The 7,386-nt window shown below is 64.0% G+C and carries 5 protein-coding genes; 1 reads left to right on the forward strand and 4 read right to left on the reverse strand.

Annotated features, from left to right (window positions below; translation table 11 throughout):
* Positions 1–253: 253 nt before the first annotated feature.
* The 3 genes from MOV75_RS20830 to gcl all read right to left on the reverse strand — a co-directional run bounded on the left by MOV75_RS20830 (position 254) and on the right by gcl (position 3,929).
* Positions 254–1,156: a 2-hydroxy-3-oxopropionate reductase gene (locus MOV75_RS20830; protein ID WP_258719529.1), complete on the reverse strand. Its 903-nt coding sequence runs from the start codon at positions 1,154–1,156 to the stop codon at positions 254–256.
* Between the two features lie 191 nt (positions 1,157–1,347).
* Positions 1,348–2,133 (reverse strand): hydroxypyruvate isomerase, encoded by a 786-nt coding sequence (gene hyi, locus MOV75_RS20835; protein ID WP_246922325.1) that lies wholly within the window; start codon positions 2,131–2,133, stop codon positions 1,348–1,350.
* Positions 2,134–2,144: 11 nt separating this feature from the next.
* A complete protein-coding gene (gcl, locus tag MOV75_RS20840) occupies positions 2,145–3,929 on the reverse strand; it encodes a glyoxylate carboligase (protein ID WP_246922323.1) in 1,785 nt (594 codons plus the stop codon).
* 282 nt (positions 3,930–4,211) lie between these two features.
* Between gcl and MOV75_RS20845 the strand changes: the two genes are divergently transcribed.
* Positions 4,212–5,435, forward strand: a complete 1,224-nt coding sequence (locus MOV75_RS20845; protein ID WP_247006513.1) for a metalloprotease — start codon at positions 4,212–4,214, stop codon at positions 5,433–5,435.
* Positions 5,436–5,451: 16 nt separating this feature from the next.
* Here the strand turns inward: MOV75_RS20845 and MOV75_RS20850 are convergent, their stop codons facing one another.
* On the reverse strand, positions 5,452–7,254 hold the full coding sequence (locus tag MOV75_RS20850) for an adenine deaminase C-terminal domain-containing protein (RefSeq protein WP_246922317.1): 1,803 nt from the start codon (positions 7,252–7,254) through the stop codon (positions 5,452–5,454).
* Positions 7,255–7,386: the final 132 nt, after the last annotated feature.

Consider the following 7,386-nt stretch of genomic DNA (forward strand, 5'->3'; position numbering starts at 1 on the left):
CATCGCGCCGACCGGACCACCGATATCGCCGCCCGCGCGCGCGCCATCCCTGGCGCCTTGTTCGGTCGTCGACTGGGCAAAGGCTGCGCTCGACGCCAGCAGCGACGCGGCAGCCAACGTAATCGCAAGACGAGTTTTCATGTCTTAAGCCTCCAGTGATTGATACGCGCCTTCAACCACGGGGCCGGGCCGTTGTTCCGGTTCCCCGTGGCGAAAGACACCCCAGATCTGGAGACTGTTACGGCGTAACAGTTCAGCTAGCAGCGATCTCGTGCCCCGCCATCAGTTCCAGCGCCCGCACCATCGCCGAATGATCCCACCCCTTGCCGCCATGCGCGGTGCAGGACGAGAACAATTGCTGCGCCACAGCCGTGCTCGGCAGCGCAAGGCCGAGCGCACGCGCACCTTCGAGCGCGAGGTTGAGATCCTTCTGGTGCAGCTCGATGCGGAAGCCGGGATCGAAATTGCGCTTCACCATGCGCTCGCCGTGGACTTCGAGGATGCGCGAGGAGGCGAATCCGCCCATCAGTGCCTGCCGCACCAGCGCCGGATCGGCTCCGGCCTTCGATGCAAACAACAGGGCTTCGCTCACCGCCTCGATCGTCAGCGCGACGATGATCTGGTTGGCAACCTTCGTCGTCTGCCCGTCGCCATTGGCGCCGACGCGGGTGACGTTCTTGCCCATCTTGTCGAAGGCCGGCTTCATGGTGTTGAACGCCCGCTCCGGCCCGCCCACCATGATGGTGAGGCTCGCGGCCTTGGCGCCGACCTCTCCGCCCGACACCGGCGCGTCGAGATAGTCAGCACCCAGCGCCTCGATCTTCTTCGCGAACTCCTTGGTCGCCAGCGGCGAGATCGAGCTCATGTCGACGACGATCTTGCCTTTGGAAATGCCGCTGGCGACCCCGTCCTTGCCGAACAGCACGGCCTCCACATGCGGGGTATCAGGCACCATGATGATGACCGCGTCCGCCTCTTCCGCGACCTCTTTGCTGGACTTGCAGGCAATGCCACCGGCCGCAATCAGGTCCGGCGCAACGGGCGCGACGTCGTGCAGGAGAACGCGATGGCCCGCGGCCAGGAGATGACCGGCCATCGGCCGTCCCATGGTGCCAAGTCCGATGAAGCCGATGTCGATCATGTCTAATTCCTCCAGATTTGGGCTAAGTCGATCCACGCGCTCGATGCACCTCTCCCGCTTGCGGGAGAGGTCGGCACGCAGTGCCGGGTGAGGGCTTTCTCCTCCTTGGGACTTTCTCGGCGCGCCTCAGAGATTCCCATCGTGGAGATACCCTCTCCCCAGCCCTCTCCCGCAAGCGGGAGAGGGAGCGCACCGCAACCGTGGTCTCACGTCTCGAACGTCTGCGCGGCGTGCCACGAAAGGCCTTCCAGCGTCGTGGTGCGGGGCTTGTATTCGCAGCCGATCCAGCCGCGATAGCCGATCGCATCGAGATGGCGGAACAGGAAGGGGTAGTTGATCTCGCCGGTGCCCGGCTCGTGGCGGCCGGGATTGTCGGCGAGCTGGATGTGGGCGATCTGCGGCAGATATTCCTGCATGGTGCGGGCGAGATCGCCTTCCATGATCTGCATGTGGTAGATGTCGTACTGGATGAAGAGGTTATTCGACCGCACATCCGAGATCAGCTGCACCGCCTGCTCGGTGCCGTTGAGGAAGAAGCCGGGAATGTCGAGCGTGTTGATCGGCTCGACCAGGAGCTTGATGTTCTCCCGCGCCAGCGTCGAAGCCGCAAAGCGCAGATTGCCGACCAGCGTCTCCTGAAGCTCGCGTGGATCGGCATCGGCAGGCGCGATACCGACGAGACAGTTGAGCTGTTCGCAATCCAGCGCCTTGGCGTAGTCGATCGCGCGGAACACGCCGTCGCGGAATTCGGCGGTGCGATCGGGCAGGATCGCGATGCCACGCTCGCCTCCCGCCCAGTTGCCCGCCGGCAGATTGTGCAGCACCTGCGTCAGGCCGTGGGCCTCGAGCTGCTTGCGCAGCTGCGCCTTTTCGAAATCATAGGGAAAGAGATACTCGACCCCGGAAAAGCCCGCCGCCTTCGCAGCACTGAAGCGGTCGAGGAACGGCATCTCGTTGAAGAGCATGGTGAGGTTGGCGGCAAACTTCGGCATGATCTTCTCTCCTATTCCGCCGGCTGCAACACGCGTGTGGTTGCGACCTCGTCGAGCGGAAGGTCCAGCACCTCCTCGAACTCGACGATATTGTCGATCTCCGTGCCCATCGCGATGTTGGTGACGCGTTCCAGGATGAACTCGACCACCACGGGCACGCGGTGCTTGGCCATCAATTCGCGCGCGGTGGCGAATGCCGCCTGCGTGTCCTTCGGGTCAGTGACGCGGATTGCCTTGCAGCCGAGGCCTTCGGCGACCGCGACGTGGTCGACGCCATATCCATTGAGCTCCGGCGCATTGACGTTCTCGAACGAGAGCTGGACGTGATAGTCCATGTCGAAGCCACGCTGGGCCTGGCGGATCAGGCCGAGATAGGAATTGTTCACGACCACGTGGATGTAGGGCAGATTGAATTGCGCCCCGACCGCGAGCTCCTCGATCAGGAACTGGAAGTCGTAGTCGCCAGAGAGCGCCACGATCTCGCGATCCGGACACGCGGCGCGCACGCCAAGCGCCGCGGGCAATGTCCAGCCGAGCGGCCCCGCCTGCCCCGCGTTGATCCAGTTGCGCGGCTTGTAGACACCGAGGAACTGCGCGCCCGCGATCTGCGACAGGCCGATCACGGTGACATAGGTGGTGTCGCGACCGAACGCCTTGTTCATCTCCTCATAGACGCGCTGCGGCTTGATCGGCACGTCGTCGAAATGGCTCTTGCGCAGCAAGGTCTTCTTGCGATCGCGGCAGGCCACGGGCCACGCCTGGCGCTCGCGGAGCCTGCCTGACCGCCGCCACTCCCTGGCGACGGCGACGAACAGCTCGAGCGCAGCCTTGGCGTCCGAGACGATGCCGAGATCGGGATTGAACACGCGCCCGATCTGGGTCGGCTCGATGTCGACATGCACGAAGGTGCGGCCCTTGGTGTAGGTCTCGACCGAACCGGTGTGGCGATTGGCCCAGCGGTTGCCGATGCCGAGCACGAAGTCGGATTCGAGCAGCGTGGCGTTGCCGTAGCGATGGCTGGTCTGGAGGCCGACCATGCCCGCCATCAGCACGTGATCGTCGGGGATCGCGCCCCACCCCATCAGCGTCGGCACGACGGGCACGTTGGTGATCTCGGCGAACTCGACCAGGAGATCGGAGGCGTCGGCGTTGATGACGCCGCCACCCGCGACGATCAGCGGGCGCTCGGCGGCGTTGAGCATCTCCAGCGCCTTCTCGACCTGCTTGCGCGTGGCGGTGGGCTTGTAGACCGGCAGCGGCTCATAGGTCTCGTCGTCGAACTCGATCTCGGCCAGCTGCACGTCGAGCGGCATGTCGATCAGCACAGGCCCCGGCCTCCCTGAGCGCATCACATGAAACGCCTGGCTGAACACGCGCGGCACCAGCGCCGGCTCGCGCACCGTCACCGCCCATTTCGTCACGGGCTTTGCGATCGACTCGATGTCGACGGCCTGGAAATCCTCCTTGTAGAGTCGCGCGCGCGGCGCCTGCCCGGTGATGCAGAGGATCGGAATGGAGTCGGCGATCGCCGAATAAAGCCCGGTAATCATGTCGGTGCCGGCCGGCCCTGACGTGCCGATGCAGACGCCGATATTGCCGGCCTTGGCCCGCGTATAGCCCTCGGCCATATGCGAGGCGCCCTCGACATGACGCGCCAGAATGTGGCGGATCGAGCCGCGCTTCTTCAGCGCCGAGTAGAGCGGATTGATCGCGGCCCCGGGAACCCCGAAGGCGGTCGAGATGCCTTCCTTCTCCAGAATACGGACAGCCGCATCGATAGCTCGCATCTTCGCCATATCGGACCTCGCTCAAATTGCGTCAGCGAGCGAGATCATCGGGCGTGCAGAAGCCGATCTCAACGAGATCGATTTTATTTTCCACGATGCGGCGGGCGCCGAAAAACAGCGGACACTTCAATCGGTTAGATCGGCAAATCAATGAAAACCGGGATACGGCCGCATCCCTTGCGATGAACGTCGACAGAATCTGTGCAGCCTCGTCGAGCTCGGCTTGACCAGATCACCCCCAGCCGCCTACGCAGGTTGCATGATCTCAGGGTATCTATCGGAAGTCCCCACATGCTGCGATTGCTGGCGTTGCCGATCGAGTTGTTGCGTATCGCTTTTTACGTCCTGCAGGGCCTCCTCGATGCGTTGCGGTCGCGCAATCGACCGCGCTTTGCGTCCACTGTCCTGATCAAGGCGCCGCGCGAGGCCGTGTGGCGATTCAATACCGCTAATCTGATCGTCCTAAACGGACCGCCGGTGATCGAGATTTCGCATGGCCCTCTGCCCGACGACCACGGTCTTTGGCTGACGCGTGTCGCTATCAGCGGCCAACCCAGGGCACGGGCGGTCTCCCGCGAGATCATACGCGACGAAGACCGGGGCATCTTCACCTCGCGGGCGGTCGAGCACACGCTCTCGGTCCCGCCGGAAGACGGTCGCGATCGCGAGACCGGACTGACGGTCGAAGCCATCCCCGAGGGGACTGCGCTCACCATGTTCAACGAACTGACCATCCGCTCCTTCAGCGACCGCATCGTCTATCCGATCGGCCTGCGCCGAATGGCGGACATGATCAAGCAGCAATGCGAATTGGAAGCCGGTACGCACAGCCAGCTTGCAGCGATTGCCAATCACGGATTGGTGCTGTCGGTCCTGGCATTGCTCAGTTTCTGCTACTTGTTTGGCTTGAAGTCCGCGCTGCTGCTGTCGATCGTAATCGCTTTGCACGAAGCTGGACACGCCGTGGCGATGCTGATGACCGGCGTCGGAGTTCACGGCATCTACCTCATCCCGTTCTTCGGCGGCGCCGCGATTCCAAAGAGGGCGTATCGAAGCGAGGGTCGGTTGGGATTTATCGCGCTGATGGGACCTGGCTTCAGCCTCATTCCGACACTCGGACTGTTCGCAATGTATCAAGCGACCGGGAAGATCGAGCTGCTTAAGGCAACGGAGATGATGGCGATCGTCAATGCCGCCAACCTGCTGCCGATCTATCCACTCGATGGCGGCCTGATTCTCAATGCACTGGTCGGCTCGGTGAACCGAACGTTTGCCGTGATCATGGGATGGATCGGGGTACTGGTTGGCCTCGGCCTGGCGATCTACTTTCAATCTTTCCTGATCGGCATTCCATTTCTGCTGTTCGCGCTGCACCGCTATCTGTCAGGCCACCAGACGATTGCGCTCGAACCGCTCCCGCTCAAGGGCGGCATTGTGCTTGCCTTCGCGTCCATGGCCACCATGATCTTGTATGCAATGGTCATTCGCGGGATTTGGGTGATTTCACACGTCTGATCGCGCCGCCTGCCGCTCACTCGAACAGCGGTGCCAGCTCCATTTGCGGTACCAGCACGAGGCCCTTGTCGGTGATACGAATTTCCGGAATGACCGATAGCGGAATCAGATTGAAGCCCATGTAGGGGATGGTGCAGCCGGCTTCCGCCCATTCCTTCTTCAGCACCTTGACCTCTTCGGCCACTTCGGTGACGCGCTTGTCGGACAGGAGTCCGGCGATCGGCAGCGGCACCAGCGCCCTCACCTTGCCCTCGGCGACGAGGCAGACGGCGCCCTGTTGCTCCTTGATGGCGGCGATCGCGACCTGCATGTCGGCCTCGTTGGTGCCGGCAACGATGATGTTGTGGCTGTCGTGGCCGACGCTGGAGGCGACCGCGCCGCGCTTCAGACCAAAATCCTTCAGCAGGCCGTAAGCGACGTTGCCAGCCGACTTGCCGTGGCGCTCGACCACCGTGACGAAGCACAGGCCGTAGCGCGCGAACAATTCCGGCCAATCCTTTGCCGGCTCGATCTTGACCTTCTCGTGGATCAGCGTGATGCCCGGCAGCGCGGTCCTGATCGCGTTGACGGTGCAAGCCTTCGCCGGCAGCTCCGGCGTCAGCTTCATCGTCTCCGGCAGTTTGACGGTGGCGTAAGCAGCCTTCGGATATTGATAGCGCTGCGATAGCGCCTGATCGAGAAGCGGCGTGATCCTGCCGCGCTCGACCACCAGCTCACCGCCGTACCAGGTGCATTGTGGCTTGAGCTGATCGTCCATCAGCACGAGATCGGCCCGGCGCCCGCCACCAAGCCCGCCAATGTCGCCGTCCATGCCGAAGCGGGTTGCGCCGTGCAGCGAGCCCATCGACCATGCCTGCTCCGGCGACATGCCGGCCTTCACGGCTTCCCGCACCACCCAGTCGAGACCGAACAACAGGAGATCGTCGGCATCGCGGTCGTCGGTGCAAACTGCCGTCCGCTTGTGCGAGGCCCCTAACTCGGTGACCGTGCGGATCGCCTGCGGCAGCGAGTGCCAGGGCGTCGTCGGTGGACCGCCGCGCAGGAACACCCAGACGCCGGCATCGAGCAGGTCGTCGGCGATGTCGCGGTCGATCGCTTCATGGGTATCGGTCACGCCCGATGCCGCATAGGCCGCAACGAATTCGCGGCCATAGACGTGACCAGAGACGGGACGGCCACGCTTCAACGCGGCCGCGAGGATGGCGTGACTACGCTCGTCGCCCATCGTGACGGGCACAAAGTCCATCTTCTCGCCAAGCGCGACAGCCTCCGGCCAGCGGTCGAACAGGCCGGCGATCTTATCCGGCGTGAGATCCCCGCCAGCCGTCTCCAGCTCCGCCGAGGTCGCCGGCACCGTGCTCGGCACCGTCAGGAAAATCGACAGCGGCGCTTGCCGCGCGTCCTCCAGCATCGCCTCGACGCCGACGACGTCCATGACGTTGCCGATCTCGTGGCTGTCGCAGAAGATCGTGGTGGTGCCGTTCAGCAGCGCGGCCTCCGCATAAGCACAGGCCGTCACCATCGAGGATTCGATGTGGATGTGCGGATCGACGAGGCCGGGCGCGATGATGCCGCCGGCCGCGTCGTAGGTCGCGACGCCGCTCCACGCCTTCTTGGCTGTTCCGGCCGGCTTCACCGCGGCGACACGGCCGCCGGTGATCCAGACCTCGCGGTTCGCGTGGATGCGCTCCGAATAGGTCGAAAGCACCCGCGCGCCCGTGACGACGAGATCGGGCGCGAGACGCGCGGAGGCGACATCGGCCAGACGCCGGGTCATCGAATGCAGCGGTGCGACGGCGAAGCGGGTAAGTCTGGTCATCGGGACCCTCGCGTGGCGTTACGGCCCCGCGATGGTTACGCCCCGCGCCATAGCGGGCAAGCGCAAATATAACGGCAGGCCCTGCTTACGCCTTAGGCGCCGAGCCGCCCGCCGCCCCCGCCCGTGCAGGCC

It is taken from the genome of Bradyrhizobium sp. PRIMUS42, from assembly GCF_023006515.1.
GTDB lineage: Bacteria > Pseudomonadota > Alphaproteobacteria > Rhizobiales > Xanthobacteraceae > Bradyrhizobium.